The sequence below is a fragment of the Streptomyces sp. NPDC088554 genome, assembly GCF_044752945.1.
GTDB lineage: Bacteria > Actinomycetota > Actinomycetes > Streptomycetales > Streptomycetaceae > Streptomyces.
On record NZ_JBIVMF010000001.1, the window covers coordinates 314,161 to 328,714 of the forward strand.

The following is a 14,554-nucleotide window of genomic DNA, read 5'->3' on the forward strand; positions in this document are numbered from 1 at the left end:
CGCGGAGGAGCGAGGGGTCAGCACCCGGGCCTATGTGGAGCGGCTGGCTGCGACGACGCCCACCGATGCCGAGAGGGCTGGGCGAACCGCTCGTGGGATTGCCTATGTGCGGGCCCATCTGCGGCCTGATTTCAGTGACGGGGACGTGCGCGAGGCGCAACTGTGGCGGGCCGCCATCGCCTCCGGGCAGGTTGGAGGGCGTCGATGATGATTCTTGATCACACGGCGGTGCTCGCCTTGTGCCGCGGACGCCGGTTGTTGTCCGGTATCGCCGTCGTCGAGGTCGCCGATCCGGTGCGGCGTGCCCATGTCCCGTCGCTCTGTCTGGTCGCTGCGAGTCTTGAACTGCCGGGTGTTACGGCCCATGTCGGAGCGCTGCCGGGCTTGGAGTTCCTGCCGCTCGACTTCGCTGCGGCGGCGGCCGTGGAAAGCGCTACAGCGGCCGGCGTGGACTGGCGCTCGGCGCATGCCGTGTTTGCCGCTGTCTCGGGCGTGGTGGAAGGGCAGGTGCTGACAGCCGCGCCTGACGCCTATGACGGCACAGAGGTCTGGGCGGTTGACATTGGCAGGCCCTGATCGGTGGACGCCCGGTACCGTCGGCCCCATGCCGATCCGTGCCGTCCTCTGGGACATCGACGACACCCTCTTCGACTACACCCGCGCCGACCGTGCCGGTATGCGGAGGCATCTCGCGGAGGAGGGGCAGGGTGGGGTGTTCGGTTCGGACGAGGCGGCGCTTGCGCGGTGGCGGGAGGTTACCGATCTGCACGGGGAGCGGTTCGCGGCCGGGGAGACGGATTTCGAGGGGCAGCGGCGGGACCGGGTGCGGGAGTTCGTGGGGGTGGCGCTGGGGGATCGGGAGGCGGATGCCTGGTTCGATCGTTATGTCGCTCACTACGAGGCGGCCTGGGAGCTGTTTCCGGACTGCGTCGGCGTACTGGACCGGCTGAGCGGGGAGTACCGGCAGGCCGTGCTGTCGAATTCGAGCATCCGCAATCAGGACCGGAAGCTGCGCGTGCTGGGGGTACGGGACCACTTCGAGGCCGTGCTGTGCGCGGCGGAGCTGGGAGTGGCCAAGCCCGAGGCCGCGGCCTTCCACGCCGCCTGTGACGCGCTGGGGCTGGCTCCGGGGGAGGTCGTGTACGTGGGGAACGAGCCGGACACCGACGCCGGCGGGGCCGTGGCGGCCGGGCTGGCCGGGGTGTGGCTGGACCGGGGCGGGGTCGGCGGGCGTCCCGAACTGGTGCGGATCACCGATCTGGGCCAGCTTCCCGGGCTGCTGCGCGGGGATACTCGTTTTGGAGCGCTGTCCGCGATCGGGTAATGTTCTTCCTGCGCCGCCCGAGAAGACAGACAGTCGGACAGGGAAGCGCAAGCCAAACAAATATCCACAGGATGTTTGCTTTTGGTGGGCTATGGTGTAATTGGCAACACGACGGTTTCTGGTTCCGTTATTCTAGGTTCGAGTCCTGGTAGCCCAGCGCAGATGTTCCACCAGATGTCTCATCTGTAACACGCCCCCGTTGTGTAGCGGCCTAGCACGCTGCCCTCTCACGGCAGTAGCGCCGGTTCGAATCCGGTCGGGGGTACAGATCCTTCTCTCCGACGTCTTCGGGTCGCACCCGGATGCGTTGATGCAGGATCGCTAGGGCCCCCGTTGTGTAGCGGCCTAGCACGCTGCCCTCTCACGGCAGTAGCGCCGGTTCGAATCCGGTCGGGGGTACTTCAACCACCATGGGCTATGGTGTAATTGGCAACACGACGGTTTCTGGTTCCGTTGTTCTAGGTTCGAGTCCTGGTAGCCCAGCTGGACTTCGGTCCATGCCCCCGTTGTGTAGCGGCCTAGCACGCTGCCCTCTCACGGCAGTAGCGCCGGTTCGAATCCGGTCGGGGGTACAAGCGAGTAGATGAATCAAGAAGGCCCTCCCCGCAAAGGGAGGGCCTTCTTGCGTATCAACCGGCCTTGCCGAAGCGCCTGTTGGACTCCTCCGCCTCCGCCAGCCGCCGCAGGCCGAGCAACACCGGTTCGTACAGCACCGTCAGCGCCACCGCCGCCTCGACCTGGCCGCTTCCCGTCTCGTACCGCTCGACCATGTCCAGGTCCACCGCGCCGAGTTCACCGGCGGCCCGCCCGTACGGCAGCAGGTCGGCCAGGGTGCACGGGTAGCCCGAGCGCTCCATGCCGGCGAGGGCGCCGACCAGCATCCGATACGCGGGGGAGTCGTCCCGCGAGGCGAGGCCGAAGGTCCACCCGAGCCGGGCCAGCAGCTCGTCCGCCAGCCGTGCCGCCGCTTCCCGCGCGCTGTCCTCCGGGGGCTCGGCGGGGGAGTCGTCCGGGAGCGCCCAGACCGCCGCCCCGATGCGGCTGTGGTGGTCGAGCGTCTCGTCGTCCACCGCCACCAGCACCTCGCGCGCCGTCGCCACCGGCATTCGGCCCACCTGGATCAGCGCCCGGACCAGCCGCAGCCTGCGCAGGTGCTCCTCGTCGTACACCGCCCGGGTCGCGCTGATCCGGCGGCCGGGCCGCAGCAGACCCTCCCGCAGGTAGTACTTGACCGTGGCGGTGGGGACCCCGCTGCGCTCACTCAACTCCGCCATACGCATCCGCTTGCGCCCTTCCTTAGAGAGTGACACTATCCAATCATGGATAGCGGCACTATCCAGAGAGGGTGAGTGGGAATGGGTATACGGACGATTCAGGGGCGGATGACCGCGCGCGCCGAGGGAGACGTGGTCGTCTTCGTCATCGGGATGCGCGTCAACAAGTTCCGCGCGGTACGCGACTGGTGGCCGGTGGCCAGGGCGATGCCGAGGATGCTGAAAGAGCTGTCGGGGGACCCGGACAGTGGGCTCATCGGGGTCCAGCCCATGATCGCCGGGGCGCGGGTGGTGTGTTTCGTTCAGTACTGGGACTCGAAGGAGAAGCTGCTGGCGTACGCGTCCGCGCCGGACAGGGAGCACCGGCCGGCCTGGGCGGCCTTCAACCGCAGGGCGCGGGCGGCCGGGGGCGGCGTCGGGTTCTGGCACGAGACGTATGTCGTCCCGGCGGGCTCGTACGAGAGCGTGTACGTCGCGATGCCGGAGTTCGGCCTGGGGAGGGCCACCGGTGTCGTCCCGGTGGGCCGGCGCGGGGAGAGCGCCGCCGAGCGGCTCGCGTGACCACACGGGCGGGCGGGGAAGGGGCGGGCCGCTGCGGCGTTGGAGCGGCCCGGCCGGTGTGGCGCGTACGGGAGGGACGGCGGGGAGGTGTGGGCGTCAGCCCGTACGGCGCAGGGCCTCGCTGAGCCGGCCCGCCGCGTCGATCACTGCCTGCGCGTGCATCCGGCCCGGGTGGCGGGTGAGCCGCTCGATCGGTCCGGATACCGAGACCGCCGCGACCACCCGGTTCGACGGACCGCGCACCGGCGCCGAGACCGAGGCCACGCCCGGCTCCCGCTCGCCGATCGACTGGGCCCAGCCCCTGCGCCGTACGCCCGAGAGCGCCGTCGCCGTGAAACGGGCCCCCTGGAGGCCGCGGTGCAGCCGCTCGGGCTCTTCCCACGCCATCAGGATCTGGGCCGAGGAGCCCGCCTTCATGGTGAGGGTGGAGCCCACCGGGACGGTGTCCCGCAGTCCCGAGAGCCGCTCCGCCGCCGCCACACATATCCGCATGTCGCCCTGGCGGCGATAGAGCTGCGCGCTCTCGCCGGTCAGATCCCGCAGATGCGTGAGTACGGGCCCGGCTGTGGCCAGCAGGCGGTCCTCACCGGCCGCGGCGGCCAGCTCGGCCAGCCGCGGGCCGAGAATGAACCGGCCCTGCATGTCCCTCGCCACCAGCCGGTGGTGTTCCAGTGCCACGGCCAGTCTGTGGGCCGTGGGCCGTGCGAGCCCTGTCGCCGCGACCAGCCCGGCGAGGGTGGCCGGACCGGACTCCAGGGCGCTCAGTACGAGAGCAGCCTTGTCGAGAACGCCGACGCCGCTAGAGTTGTCCATGAAACGATACTCGCGTCTCACTCTGTGAAACGCAAGTTCATTTTTCCGGGGAACTTGCCAACCTGTAGGTAGGGGCCCGCGGACCACGGGTTCCCGGCCGACGTCCGGTGCGGGGAGTGCGGGCGTGGGGCCACACCGCTCTAGGAGTGCCGGCTGCGAAGGCCGGCCGGAGGGAAAGCGATGGGTAGGACACTCGCGGAGAAGGTCTGGGACGACCATGTCGTCCGGCGCGCCGAGGGCGAGCCCGACCTCCTCTTCATCGATCTGCACCTGCTGCACGAGGTGACCAGCCCGCAGGCCTTCGACGGCCTCCGCAAGGGAGGCCGGCCGGTCCGGCGGCTCGACCTCACCATCGCGACCGAGGATCACAACACCCCGACCCTCGACATCGACAAGCCCATCGCGGACCCGGTCTCCCGGGTGCAGTTGGAGACGCTCCGCAAGAACTGCGCCGACTTCGGTGTCCGGCTGCACTCGCTGGGCGATGTCGAGCAGGGCGTCGTCCATGTCGTCGGCCCCCAGCTGGGGCTGACCCAGCCCGGCACCACCGTGGTCTGTGGCGACAGTCACACCTCCACCCACGGCGCCTTCGGCGCGCTGGCGTTCGGCATCGGCACCAGCCAGGTCGAGCACGTCCTGGCCACCCAGACGCTCCCGCTGGCCCGCCCCAGGACCATGGCGATCACCGTCGACGGCGAACTGCCCGCCGATGTCACCGCCAAGGACCTGATCCTCGCCGTCATCACCAGGATCGGCACGGGTGGCGGCCAGGGCTACATCCTCGAATACCGCGGCTCCGCCATCGAGAAACTCTCGATGGAGGCCCGGATGACCATCTGCAACATGTCGATCGAGGCCGGTGCCAGGGCGGGCATGATCGCCCCGGACCGGACCACCTTCGACTACCTCAAGGGCCGCGACCACGCCCCCGAGGGCGACGACTGGGACGCGGCGGTCGCGTACTGGAGCACCCTGCGCACCGACGACGACGCGGTCTTCGACGCGGAGGTCGTCATCGACGCCACCGAGCTGGCTCCGTTCGTCACCTGGGGCACCAATCCGGGCCAGGGCGCCCCGCTCTCCGCGAACGTCCCCGACCCGGCTTCGTACGAGGACGCTTCGGAGCGCAACGCCGCCGAAAAGGCCCTGGAGTACATGGGGTTGACCGCCGGGCAGGCGCTGCGCGACATCAAGGTCGACACCGTCTTCGTAGGTTCCTGCACCAACGGCCGTATCGAGGACCTGCGCTCGGCGGCCTCGCTGCTGGAGGGCCGCAAAGTCGCCGACGGCGTACGGATGCTGGTCGTCCCCGGCTCGGTGCGGGTCGCCCTGGAGGCCGTCGCGGAGGGCCTGGACAAGGTCTTCACCGCGGCGGGGGCCGAATGGCGGCACGCGGGCTGCTCGATGTGTCTGGGCATGAACCCCGACCAACTCGCGCCCGGTGAGCGCTCCGCGTCCACCTCCAACCGTAACTTCGAGGGCAGGCAGGGCAAGGGCGGCCGGACGCACCTGGTCTCCCCCCAGGTCGCCGCCGCCACCGCCGTGCTGGGCCATCTGGCCTCGCCCGCCGACCTGTCCGACGCCGATTCCGGTGCCCGTACGCCCGCTGGAGCGCGATAACCATGGAAGCCTTCACCACTCACACCGGCCGTGCCGTGCCGCTGCGTCGCAGCAACGTCGACACCGACCAGATCATCCCGGCCCACTGGCTCAAGAAGGTCACCCGAGACGGCTTCGAGGACGGACTCTTCGAGGCCTGGCGCAAGGACCCGCAGTTCGTCCTCAACCGGCCCGAGTACAGCGGGGCCACGGTCCTGGTCGCCGGACCCGACTTCGGGACCGGCTCCTCACGTGAACATGCTGTGTGGGCCTTGCAGAACTTTGGGTTCAAGGCCGTCATCTCCTCCCGGTTCGCGGATATCTTCCGAGGCAACTCCCTCAAGAACGGGCTGCTGACCGTGGTTCTGGAGCAGTCCGTGGTGGACGCGCTCTGGGACATCGCGGAGAGCGACCCCCGGGCCGAGGTCACGGTGGACCTGGAAGACCGACAGGTTCGGGCCACCGCCCCCGACGGAGCAACACTTGTGGCCGATTTCGAGCTTGACGAAAACGCCCGCTGGCGGTTGCTGAACGGGCTCGACGACATCAGCCTGACGCTCCAGAACGAGGCCGACATCGCCGCCTACGAAGCCTCCAGGCCGTCCTTCAAACCGCGCACAATCAACGCCTGATCGGCGCCTGAATAGGCTCTGATCAGCAGTTTTCCCCTACCGCACCCCCCGCCTCCGGGCAGGGGGTGCAGTTGTTTGTTGAGCCCCCGTCGGGCGACAACTCGCCCTAGATGGCACAATCGGCGCATGGAACGCGACAACCAACTCAAGCTCTACGGGTTAGTCGCCGAACAACTCAAAGAAGCGCACGCAACGGTGCGTGCACTGCAAGTCCCGGATGGCGTGCGTAGAGCGCTCTCCCGGAAGCTGCTGGTCATCACGGCCGCGGCGAAACACGATCTCCCGGACGCGGCAAGGCGTCTGGACCGCCTGATGAAGGACCTCGACGAGGGTCGTTTTCCCGAAGGTGACTGACCTCCGCGGAACTCCGCCAGGTCGACTTCGTTGCGGCACTAGGGTGATTAGCCCGTTTCGTGTTTGATTTGCGGTATATATCTGCCTAACGTGCGAAAAAGCTTGAACACTTTCGTTCTGGCAATGTCTCCGAAGGGGAAGACGTGAACAAGGCACAGCTCGTAGAAGCGATTGCTGACAAGGTCGGCGGCCGCCAGCAGGCCGCGGACGCGGTCGACGCGGTACTCGACGCGATCGTCCGCGCGGTCGTCGCCGGCGACCGCGTCTCGGTCACCGGTTTCGGCTCGTTCGAGAAGGTCGAGCGCCCGGCCCGGTACGCCCGTAACCCGCAGACGGGTGAGCGGGTCCGGGTCAAGAAGACCTCGGTGCCGCGCTTCCGCGCGGGTCAGGGCTTCAAGGACCTGGTCAGCGGCTCGAAGAAGCTCCCGAAGAACGACGTGGCGGTCAAGAAGGCTCCCAAGGGCAGCCTCTCGGGCGGATCTTCCACCCGTACGACGGTGAAGGCCGCGGCGAAGAAGGCCACCGCCAAGAAGGCCACGGCCACCGCCACGGCGAAGAAGGCCGCGGTCAAGAAGACCACCGCCGCCAAGAAGACCACGGCGACGGCGAAGAAGACCGCGGCGAAGACCACCGCGGCGAAGAAGACCACCGCCAAGAAGGCCACGGCCGCCACCACCGCGGCGAAGAAGGCCGCGGTGGCGAAGAAGACCGCGCCGGCGAAGAAGACCACCGCCAAGAAGGCCCCCGCGAGGAAGGTCACCGCGCGTACCACCACGGCCAAGAAGACCACCGCCGTCAGGAAGTAGGCGGAAGAAAGCGAGACAGAGCCACACACGCCGGGCCGGGCTCCCCTCGGGGAGCCCGGCCCGCGGCGCTGTCGGGGGGCGTCAGAACGTCTGGAGCGTCACCAGCGTGATCCGCAGCTCCGCGCCCGCGCCCTCGGTCTCGATCCGCACCCGCTGGCCCGGCCGCAGCAGCCGCAGCCCGCCCGCGTCGAAGGCCGCCGCGTCGAACGCGACCGGGGTGCCGTCGTCCAGCAGCACACTTCCGCTGCGGGTCTCGGATTCATAGGTGTACGAGGTGGCCTGCATGGCCGCAGCGTATCGGGCGGCGTAACGCGACGCCGTGTACGGGCCGAGCCCCAGTTCCGCCGCCGCCAGCAGATCGTCGCCGGTGTCCACGTCCCGGCGTACGGAATCCACCCCGGCCAGGACTATTTCCACCGCGCCCGACGACAAATGCCGGTGACGCGACGGGCCCCCGAATGCCGGATTCAATTCCGCGTTCGGAGCGGCCGCCAGCAATGTCGTACCGATTTCTGCGGCATCCGCGAGAAAAGCGCGCGGAAAGCGATCGGCGGCGGCCAGCACCCGGGCCAGCTCCCCGGGCCGCAGCGCCGGCAGATCCGCGTTCAGCGCGGCCACCGCCGCCTCCGGCCGCCGCGCCCTGACGGAGTGCGCGCCATGAGCCAGCGCCGCGTTGAGCCCCCGCGCCGGGGCGTCGGCGACGATGCGCGCGCCCAGCGCCGACAGCTCCGCCGACGCGGTCGGATCGTCGGTGACGACCACCACGTCCCGTACGGAGACACAGGCCAACGCCGCTGCCACGGTGTCCTGTGCGAACGCGAGGGCCAGCCGGGGACGCAGCGCCTCACCCGTCGCGGCGGCCAGCCTGCTCTTGGCCGTCCGGAGCGGTTTGAGCGGAACGACGAGGGACCAGCGGGCTGCCGGGTCGGTATTCGTGGCGAACTCTCCGTCCAGATGACCGGATCAGGTGTAGGGGCCCTCTATTGTGGCCCGGCACCGCACGGGCCCACAGCCCGGCCGGAGAAGCGGGGCGTACGGTGTTCTCGACAGAGCAGGCGCCTGGGGCCAGACTTGACCCGCCCCCGGCAGCCGGGCAGTGAGCCGGGCGAAAGAGAAAGGTGTCCGAGTGTCCCGCCGCAGAATCGGCTTCTGGTACCGCCTGGCGGCGGCCATCGCGAAACCGCCGCTGACCGTACTGCTCAAGCGGGACTGGCGGGGGGCGGAGCACATCCCGGCCGACGGCGGATTCATCACGGCGGTGAACCACAATTCACACATCGACCCCTTGGCCTATGCCCACTTCCAGTACAACACCGGCCGCGTTCCGCGCTTCCTCGCCAAGCACGGCCTGTTCACCAAGGGATTCATCGGCGCGGTGATGCGCGGCACCGGACAGATTCCCGTCTACCGCGAGAGCACCGACGCGCTGAGCGCCTACCGGGCGGCCATCGAGGCGGTCGAGCGCGGTGAATGCGTCGCCTTCTACCCCGAGGGCACCCTCACCCGCGACCCGGACCAGTGGCCCATGACCGCCAAGACCGGCGTCGCCCGGGTCGCCCTCCAGACGCGGTGCCCGGTCCTGCCCGTGGCGCAGTGGGGCGCCAACCTGCTGCTGCCGCCGTACGCCAGGAAACCCCACCTCCTCCCGCGCAAGACACACCACGTCCTCGTCGGACCGCCCGTCGATCTGGCACGCTTCTACGACGAGGAGATCACCCCCGAATTGCTGCGCGAGGCCACCGAGGTCATCATGGCCGCCATCACGGAACTCCTCTCCGAGCTGCGGGGAGAGCCGGTGCCCGAGACCGTGTACGACCATCGCAGGGCCAGGGCGGAACAGCGGCACGACGCCGCGGAAGAGGGGCTGAAGTGACGCGGGTCGCCGTATTCGGAGCGGGTTCGTGGGGGACGGCGTTCGCCATGGTCCTCGCCGACGCCGGGTGCGAGGTGACGGTCTGGGGCCGCCGTACGGATGTGGTGGATTCCATCAACACCGACCACGCCAACCCCGACTACCTCCCCGGCTTCACCCTCCCCACGGGCGTACGGGCCACCACCGACGCCGCGGAGGCCGCGCGGGGCGCCGAGTTCACCGTACTCACGGTGCCGTCGCAGACGCTGCGGGAGAACCTCGCGCACTGGGCGCCGCTGCTGGCCCCCGACACCGTCCTCGTCTCGCTGATGAAGGGCGTCGAACTCGGCACCGCCAAGCGGATGAGCGAGGTGATCGAGGAGGTCGCCAAGGTGCCCGCCGAGCGGGTCGCCGTGGTCACCGGGCCCAATCTGGCCAAGGAGATCGCGGGCCGCATGCCCGCCGCCGCCGTGGTCGCCTGCCGGGACGAGGAGGTCGCCCGGCGCCTCCAGACCGCCTGCCACACGCCGTACTTCCGGCCGTACACCAACACCGACGTCGTCGGCTGCGAACTCGGCGGAGCGGTCAAGAACGTGATCGGTCTCGCCGTGGGCATCGCCGACGGCATGGGCCTCGGCGACAACACCAAGGCATCCCTGATGACCCGTGGGCTCGCCGAGACGACCCGGCTGGGGCTGGCCATGGGCGCAGATCCGCACACCTTCTCCGGGCTGGCCGGCATGGGCGACCTGATCGCCACCTGCTCCTCGCCGCTCTCCCGCAACCACACCTTCGGCACCAACCTCGGGCGCGGGATGACGCTCCAGGAGACCATCGCCGTCACCCGGCAGACCGCCGAGGGCGTCAAGTCCTGCGAGTCCGTGCTGGATCTGTCCCGGCGCCACGGTGTGGACATGCCGATCACCGGGACGGTCGTGGACATCGTCCACAACGGGAAACCGCCGCTCGTCGCGCTCAAGGAACTGATGGCCCGCAGCGCCAAACCCGAACGCCGCTGACTCGGCCGCCGCCCACGCTGACTCGGGCGTTGCCAGCGGGTACGCTCAATCCGATATGAGCAGCGAGAACTCCTCCCAGAGCCCTGAGCAGCAGCTCCGCAAGCCACGCGTGGCCGTCGTCTTCGGCGGACGTAGCTCCGAGCACGCCATTTCGGTGGTCACGGCCGGTGCCGTACTGCGATCCATCGACCGTGCGAAGTACGACGTCCTGCCCATCGGCATCACCACGGACGGCCGCTGGGCGCTCACCGCCGACGATCCGGAGCGGATGGCCATCGCCGACCGCCGGCTGCCGAACGTCGAGCAGATCGCCGAGTCCACGGAGGGCGGCATCGTCCTCTCCGTCGACCCGGGCAACCGGGAAGTCGTCTACAGCGAACCCGGCTCCGTGCCCAAGGCGCTGGGCGAGGTCGATGTCGTCTTCCCCGTGCTGCACGGTCCGTACGGGGAGGACGGCACCCTCCAGGGGCTGCTGGAGCTCTCCGGTGTCCCGTACGTCGGCGCGGGCGTCCTCGCCTCGGCCGTCGGCCAGGACAAGGAGTACATGAAGCGGGTGTTCACCTCCTTCGGGCTGCCGGTCGGCCCGTACGTGGTGATCCGCCCCCGCGAGTGGGAGCAGGGCCCGGAAGGCGCCAAGGGCGCCGCCGCGCGCGAGAAGATCGTGGACTTCGCCGCCGAGCACGGCTGGCCGCTCTTCGTGAAGCCCGCCCGCGCCGGCTCCTCGATGGGCATCACCAAGGTCGACGACGCCTCAGGGCTCGACGAGGCGATCGCCGAGGCCCGGCGCCACGACCCCAAGATCCTGGTGGAGTCGCTGCTGCGCGGCCGCGAGATCGAGTGCGGGGTGCTGGAGTTCGAGGACGGCCCGCGCGCCAGTGTGCCCGCCGAGATCCCGCCCGTCACGGCCCACGACTTCTACGACTTCGAGGCCAAGTACATCGACTCGGCCACCGGGCTGGTGCCCGCGCCCCTCACCGAGGAGCAGACGGCGGAGGTGCGGCGGCTCGCGGTCGAGGCGTTCGAGGCCGCGTCCTGCGAGGGGCTGGTCCGCGCGGACTTCTTCCTCACCGAGGACGGCGAGTTCGTCATCAACGAGATCAACACGATGCCGGGCTTCACGCCCATCTCCATGTTCCCCCGGATGTGGCAGGAGACCGGCGTCGGCTACGCGGAGCTGATCGACCGGCTGATCCAGGCCGCGCTGCGCCGCCCGACCGGACTGCGCTGACGCGCGCCGCCCCCGGCCCGGTCACAGCCTGAGCGGGATCGTCCTCCCGACCGCTTCGGCCAGTTGGGCGAGCGGGGTGGAGTCATGGGCGAACCGCGTATCCATCGTGACCTCGACATAGGTCTTGCGGTACGTGGTGGTGAAGCGGGGCCCGGAATCCCGTTCCTCCAGCATCCAGTTGACACCGTTCGCCTCCACGGCCTGGGCCTGGGGGTCGTTCATCCCCGCGGGCCGGGGGACGCCGCAGCGCAGTACGATCGCGGCGTCCCCCCACCCGGCGGTCAGTTCGGAACGCGGTTCGGGATCGTCGCGGTTCAGGTCCGCGAGGGTCTTGGGCAGCGCCTTGTGCAGCGCGCGGCAGAGCGTCGCCTCGTCCGCGGGCGGGGAGGGTACGGCGACGGACGGCGTCGCGTCCGCGGAGAAACAGCCGGCCGCCGCCGACAGGACGACGACGGCGGGCAGGCAGCGGAGCAGACGGCCGGATAGCCTGCGGCGGGACAGCGACGGGTCACGGCGCGAAGGCGTACGGGAAGGTGTCACCGGCCCAGCGTAGACGGGGCCGGTTCAGTGGACGGGGGCGGTCTAGAGATGCACGACCGGGCAGGTGAGGGTGCGGGTGATGCCGTCCACCTGCTGGACCTTGGCAACCACCATGCGACCCAGCGCGTCGACGGTGTCCGCCTGTGCGCGCACGATCACGTCGTAGGGACCTGTGACGTCCTCGGCCTGGATCACTCCCGGAATCTTCGCGATGGTCTCGGCGACGGTCGTCGCCTTGCCCACCTCGGTCTGAATGAGGATGTACGCCTGTACCACGGAACCTCCAGGGCGGCCACGAGGATCATGTGGGGTGTGGGAAGAGACGCCACGGTATCGCGTCGCCGCGGGGAGCGGGGAGACCCGGGCGCCCGGTGGCGCCCGACGAGTGGTGTACGCAGGACGATGTTGACGCGAGTCATGACGGTGCCTACGGCAGTGAAGGACCGTGACCGCAGACGCGGCCCGGTGATGAGAGGGGAGACTCGGTGAAGGGAACCGTGGGCGAGTTGGGGGAGTTCGGGCTCATCAGAGAGCTGACGTCCCGGCTCACCACCACCCCGGCGGTCCGGCTCGGGCCGGGCGACGACGCCGCGGTCGTGGCCGCGCCCGACCGCAGGGTCGTGGCCAGTACGGACCTGCTGCTGGAGGGGCGGCACTTCCGCCGGGACTGGTCGACGGCGTACGACGTGGGCCGCAAGGCCGCCGCGCAGAACCTCGCGGACATCGCGGCGATGGGCGCGGTGCCCACCGCGCTGCTGCTCGGCCTGGTCGTCCCGGCGGAACTCCCGGTCACCTGGCCCACCGAGCTGATGGACGGCATCCGGGACGAGTGCCAGGTCGCGGGGGCCGCCGTGGTCGGCGGTGATGTCGTACGCGGTGACACCATCACGATCGCGATCACCGCGCTCGGCGATCTGCGCAACCACGAACCGGTGGTCAGATCGGGCGCCCGGCCCGGCGATGTCGTCGCCTACACCGGCTGGCTGGGCTGGTCGGCGGCCGGGCACGCGGTGCTCGCGCGCGGCTTCCGCTCGCCGCGCGCCTTCGTCGAGGCCCACCGCAGGCCGGAGCCGCCGTACCACGCGGGCCCCGCCGCCGCCGGGCTCGGCGCCACGGCGATGACCGACGTCAGCGACGGGCTGGTCGCGGACCTCGGGCACATCGCGGAGGCCAGCAAGGTCCGGATCGATCTGCGGTCGGGGTTGATCGACATCCCCTCGCAGATGAACGACATCGGCCAGGCCGTCGGCATCGACCCGCTCCAGTGGGTGCTCACCGGGGGCGAGGACCACGCGATCGTCGCCACCTTCCCGCCGGACGTGAAGCTGCCGGCCCGCTGGAAGGTGATCGGCGAGGTCCTCAACCCGTCCGCGCTGCCGCAGGTGACCGTCGACGGGGCGCCCTGGACGAGCAAGGCGGGCTGGGACCATTTCGGGGACATCGAGGACGACCAGTAGATTCGGGCCCATGCCGATATCCGTGCCGTCCCGTGTCCTCACCGTCGCCGGATCGGACTCCGGCGGCGGTGCGGGCATCCAGGCCGACCTGAAGACCATGCTCGCGTTCGGTGTCCACGGCATGAGCGTGCTGACCGCCGTCACGGCGCAGAACTCGCTCGGGGTGCGCGGCGTCTGGGAGCTGCCCGTGGACTCCGTACGGGCGCAGTACCGTGCCGTCGTCGACGACATCGGCGTCCAGGCCGTGAAGACCGGCATGCTCTCCTCCGCCGAACTGGTCGCCGCCGTCGCGGAGCTGCTCACCGGCGCCGGTGTCCCCGTGGTCGTCGACCCGGTCGGCGTCTCCAAACACGGCGATCCGCTGCTGGCGGCCTCGGCCCTGGACGGCGTACGGAACGCCCTGCTGCCCACCGCGACCGTCGCCACCCCCAATCTGGACGAGGTGGCCCAGCTCACCGGGGTGGTCGTCGAGGACGAGACCGATATGCGGCGCGCGGCCGACGCCGTACTGGAATACGGCCCCGGCTGGGCGCTGATCAAGGGCGGACACCTGCCGGGAGCGGCGGTGGATCTGCTGTACGACGGCACCGAGGAGCACTGGCTGCGGGCGCCGCGCCACGACAACCGCCATACGCACGGGACGGGCTGCACCCTGGCCTCGGCCATCGCGTCGGGGCTGGCGCGGGGACAGGGCGTGGTGGAGGCGGTCGTGGCCGCCAAGGAGTATGTGACGGGCGCCATCGCGCACGGCTTCCCGCTGGGCGGCGGGATCGGTCCGGTGGATCACGCGTGGCGGCTGCGCTGAGGCGCCCCCGCGCGTACGGGCACGGCAAAAAGCCGGTCCACCGAGGTGGACCGGCTTTTCAAGGCAACCGCAGGGGCTGCGCTACGACGCAGGCGTCAGCGCGAGACCTTGCCGGCCTTGATGCACGATGTGCAGACGTTGAGCCGCTTCGGCGTCCGACCGACCACGGCACGCACGCGCTGGATGTTCGGGTTCCAGCGACGGGACGTACGGCGGTGCGAGTGCGAAATGTTGTTGCCGAAGCCCGGCCCCTTGCCGCAGACGTCGCAGTTGGCAGCCACGGGTCACTC

At 70.0% G+C, this 14,554-nt stretch carries 17 protein-coding genes, 5 tRNA genes and 1 pseudogene; 17 read left to right on the forward strand and 6 right to left on the reverse strand.

From position 1 onward, the window contains the following. Window positions 1–204: 204 nt before the first annotated feature. The 7 genes from ACIP8W_RS01215 to ACIP8W_RS01245 all read left to right on the forward strand — a co-directional run bounded on the left by ACIP8W_RS01215 (window position 205) and on the right by ACIP8W_RS01245 (window position 1,896). Window positions 205–576, forward strand: coding sequence for a hypothetical protein (locus tag ACIP8W_RS01215; protein WP_402201555.1), 372 nt, complete (start codon window positions 205–207; stop codon window positions 574–576). 28 nt (window positions 577–604) lie between these two features. Beyond that, window positions 605–1,324: an HAD family hydrolase gene (locus ACIP8W_RS01220; RefSeq protein ID WP_401953865.1), complete on the forward strand. Its 720-nt coding sequence runs from the start codon at window positions 605–607 to the stop codon at window positions 1,322–1,324. Between the two features lie 85 nt (window positions 1,325–1,409). Continuing rightward, window positions 1,410–1,481 (forward strand) — tRNA-Gln (locus ACIP8W_RS01225). A 35-nt stretch (window positions 1,482–1,516) separates the two neighbouring features. Beyond that, a tRNA-Glu gene (locus ACIP8W_RS01230) sits at window positions 1,517–1,589 on the forward strand. Between the two features lie 61 nt (window positions 1,590–1,650). Continuing rightward, window positions 1,651–1,723 (forward strand) — tRNA-Glu (locus ACIP8W_RS01235). Window positions 1,724–1,735: 12 nt separating this feature from the next. After that, window positions 1,736–1,807 (forward strand) — tRNA-Gln (locus ACIP8W_RS01240). Between the two features lie 16 nt (window positions 1,808–1,823). Then, window positions 1,824–1,896: transfer RNA gene (locus ACIP8W_RS01245), tRNA-Glu, on the forward strand. Between the two features lie 57 nt (window positions 1,897–1,953). On the opposite strand, the gene ACIP8W_RS01250 is transcribed toward ACIP8W_RS01245, so the two are convergent. After that, a complete protein-coding gene (locus ACIP8W_RS01250) occupies window positions 1,954–2,604 on the reverse strand; it encodes a MerR family transcriptional regulator (RefSeq protein ID WP_402149980.1) in 651 nt (216 codons plus the stop codon). Window positions 2,605–2,679: 75 nt separating this feature from the next. On the opposite strand from ACIP8W_RS01250, the gene ACIP8W_RS01255 reads away from it, so the two are divergent. Then, a complete protein-coding gene (locus ACIP8W_RS01255) occupies window positions 2,680–3,159 on the forward strand; it encodes a DUF4188 domain-containing protein (RefSeq protein WP_402149975.1) in 480 nt (159 codons plus the stop codon). 96 nt (window positions 3,160–3,255) lie between these two features. Here the strand turns inward: ACIP8W_RS01255 and ndgR are convergent, their stop codons facing one another. Beyond that, a complete protein-coding gene (gene ndgR, locus ACIP8W_RS01260; RefSeq protein ID WP_280886638.1) occupies window positions 3,256–3,972 on the reverse strand; it encodes an IclR family transcriptional regulator NdgR in 717 nt (238 codons plus the stop codon). A gap of 180 nt (window positions 3,973–4,152) precedes the next feature. Between ndgR and leuC the strand changes: the two genes are divergently transcribed. From leuC to ACIP8W_RS01280, 4 genes are all read left to right on the forward strand, one after another. Next, entirely contained in the window at window positions 4,153–5,592 is a 1,440-nt protein-coding gene (gene leuC / locus ACIP8W_RS01265; RefSeq protein WP_401953860.1) for a 3-isopropylmalate dehydratase large subunit, read from the forward strand. 2 nt (window positions 5,593–5,594) lie between these two features. Continuing rightward, window positions 5,595–6,203, forward strand: coding sequence for a 3-isopropylmalate dehydratase small subunit (gene leuD, locus ACIP8W_RS01270; protein WP_401953858.1), 609 nt, complete (start codon window positions 5,595–5,597; stop codon window positions 6,201–6,203). Between the two features lie 126 nt (window positions 6,204–6,329). Continuing rightward, window positions 6,330–6,557, forward strand: a complete 228-nt coding sequence (locus tag ACIP8W_RS01275; protein WP_401953855.1) for a hypothetical protein — start codon at window positions 6,330–6,332, stop codon at window positions 6,555–6,557. A 143-nt stretch (window positions 6,558–6,700) separates the two neighbouring features. Next, a complete protein-coding gene (locus tag ACIP8W_RS01280) occupies window positions 6,701–7,363 on the forward strand; it encodes an HU family DNA-binding protein (protein WP_401953852.1) in 663 nt (220 codons plus the stop codon). Window positions 7,364–7,666: 303 nt separating this feature from the next. Here ACIP8W_RS01280 and cofC read toward each other — a convergent pair. After that, a pseudogene (cofC, locus tag ACIP8W_RS01285) lies at window positions 7,667–8,317 on the reverse strand (2-phospho-L-lactate guanylyltransferase); the annotation flags it as partial. A gap of 172 nt (window positions 8,318–8,489) precedes the next feature. On the opposite strand from cofC, the gene ACIP8W_RS01290 reads away from it, so the two are divergent. The 3 genes from ACIP8W_RS01290 to ACIP8W_RS01300 are packed head-to-tail and all read left to right on the forward strand — an operon-like array spanning window position 8,490 to window position 11,462. After that, complete coding sequence (locus ACIP8W_RS01290; RefSeq protein WP_402201557.1) at window positions 8,490–9,236, forward strand: lysophospholipid acyltransferase family protein; 747 nt, start codon at window positions 8,490–8,492, stop codon at window positions 9,234–9,236. After that, complete coding sequence (locus ACIP8W_RS01295) at window positions 9,233–10,234, forward strand: NAD(P)H-dependent glycerol-3-phosphate dehydrogenase (protein ID WP_401953846.1); 1,002 nt, start codon at window positions 9,233–9,235, stop codon at window positions 10,232–10,234. The genes ACIP8W_RS01290 and ACIP8W_RS01295 overlap by 4 nt, the downstream gene beginning before the upstream one ends. Before the next feature lie 55 nt (window positions 10,235–10,289). Next, window positions 10,290–11,462, forward strand: a complete 1,173-nt coding sequence (locus ACIP8W_RS01300) for a D-alanine--D-alanine ligase family protein (RefSeq protein WP_401953844.1) — start codon at window positions 10,290–10,292, stop codon at window positions 11,460–11,462. Between the two features lie 21 nt (window positions 11,463–11,483). Here ACIP8W_RS01300 and ACIP8W_RS01305 read toward each other — a convergent pair whose 3' ends face one another. Both ACIP8W_RS01305 and ACIP8W_RS01310 read right to left on the reverse strand, forming a co-directional pair. Then, a complete protein-coding gene (locus ACIP8W_RS01305; protein ID WP_401954095.1) occupies window positions 11,484–11,963 on the reverse strand; it encodes a DUF3515 domain-containing protein in 480 nt (159 codons plus the stop codon). Window positions 11,964–12,044: 81 nt separating this feature from the next. Then, the gene (locus ACIP8W_RS01310; protein WP_401953841.1) at window positions 12,045–12,278 is read right to left on the reverse strand and encodes an Lrp/AsnC family transcriptional regulator; all 234 of its coding nucleotides are present in this window, start codon (window positions 12,276–12,278) and stop codon (window positions 12,045–12,047) included. 209 nt (window positions 12,279–12,487) lie between these two features. Between ACIP8W_RS01310 and ACIP8W_RS01315 the strand changes: the two genes are divergently transcribed. Both ACIP8W_RS01315 and thiD read left to right on the forward strand, forming a co-directional pair. After that, window positions 12,488–13,459: a thiamine-phosphate kinase gene (locus ACIP8W_RS01315; protein WP_401953839.1), complete on the forward strand. Its 972-nt coding sequence runs from the start codon at window positions 12,488–12,490 to the stop codon at window positions 13,457–13,459. A 10-nt stretch (window positions 13,460–13,469) separates the two neighbouring features. Further along, entirely contained in the window at window positions 13,470–14,264 is a 795-nt protein-coding gene (thiD, locus tag ACIP8W_RS01320) for a bifunctional hydroxymethylpyrimidine kinase/phosphomethylpyrimidine kinase (RefSeq protein WP_401953836.1), read from the forward strand. Window positions 14,265–14,359: 95 nt separating this feature from the next. Here thiD and rpmB read toward each other — a convergent pair whose 3' ends face one another. Next, window positions 14,360–14,545, reverse strand: a complete 186-nt coding sequence (gene rpmB / locus ACIP8W_RS01325; RefSeq protein ID WP_003957616.1) for a 50S ribosomal protein L28 — start codon at window positions 14,543–14,545, stop codon at window positions 14,360–14,362. Between the last annotated feature and the right edge of the window lie 9 nt (window positions 14,546–14,554).

What these genes read in the sequence shown, in the direction of transcription:
- ACIP8W_RS01215 (WP_402201555.1), top strand. Translation starts at nt 205, where the DNA reads ATGATGATTCTTGATCACACGGCGGTGCTCGCCTTGTGCCGCGGACGC.
- ACIP8W_RS01220 (WP_401953865.1), top strand. Translation starts at nt 605, where the DNA reads ATGCCGATCCGTGCCGTCCTCTGGGACATCGACGACACCCTCTTCGAC.
- ACIP8W_RS01250 (WP_402149980.1), bottom strand. Translation starts at nt 2,604, where the DNA reads ATGCGTATGGCGGAGTTGAGTGAGCGCAGCGGGGTCCCCACCGCCACG.
- ACIP8W_RS01255 (WP_402149975.1), top strand. Translation starts at nt 2,680, where the DNA reads ATGGGTATACGGACGATTCAGGGGCGGATGACCGCGCGCGCCGAGGGA.
- ndgR (WP_280886638.1), bottom strand. Translation starts at nt 3,972, where the DNA reads ATGGACAACTCTAGCGGCGTCGGCGTTCTCGACAAGGCTGCTCTCGTA.
- leuC (WP_401953860.1), top strand. Translation starts at nt 4,153, where the DNA reads ATGGGTAGGACACTCGCGGAGAAGGTCTGGGACGACCATGTCGTCCGG.
- leuD (WP_401953858.1), top strand. Translation starts at nt 5,595, where the DNA reads ATGGAAGCCTTCACCACTCACACCGGCCGTGCCGTGCCGCTGCGTCGC.
- ACIP8W_RS01275 (WP_401953855.1), top strand. Translation starts at nt 6,330, where the DNA reads ATGGAACGCGACAACCAACTCAAGCTCTACGGGTTAGTCGCCGAACAA.
- ACIP8W_RS01300 (WP_401953844.1), top strand. Translation starts at nt 10,290, where the DNA reads ATGAGCAGCGAGAACTCCTCCCAGAGCCCTGAGCAGCAGCTCCGCAAG.
- thiD (WP_401953836.1), top strand. Translation starts at nt 13,470, where the DNA reads ATGCCGATATCCGTGCCGTCCCGTGTCCTCACCGTCGCCGGATCGGAC.